1 protein-coding gene is annotated in these 352 nt (G+C 30.4%); it reads left to right on the forward strand.

Features of this window, described 5'->3' with window-relative positions:
• Positions 1-248: hypothetical protein (locus tag PQG54_RS12330; RefSeq protein ID WP_271807744.1), on the forward strand; the 248-nt coding region annotated here is incomplete at its 5' end.
• Positions 249-352 lie beyond the last annotated feature (104 nt).

Raw genomic sequence — 352 nt, forward strand, 5'->3', positions numbered from 1 at the left:
AGAAATATGCTGACGATGCTAAAGTAATTTATATTGAAACGATTTATCCACAATTAGTAGGGCATCCCACGATCAGTAATTACAGACAATATATTTTACCAGACCTTGTTACGAAGGCAAAGAAATCATTGTTTTGCTTAAAAAATGATGCCGTAAATACAGTTTATATTAATCAGAAAAATTCCAGTGAAAGCATTACTCTTAAACCTTCAAATCCTTTTGAAGCATTAAAAATAAAAAGAATCTAATAGTTAAATCACAATCAGGCATGAGAACGGGGCGCGATATGCGTTTTTTTTTATGCCTTTTTTTGGGATAAAGGATAGTGATGTGTATAAATATGTTAATTATT

The organism is Commensalibacter communis (assembly GCF_947179015.1).
Classification (GTDB): domain Bacteria; phylum Pseudomonadota; class Alphaproteobacteria; order Acetobacterales; family Acetobacteraceae; genus Commensalibacter; species Commensalibacter communis.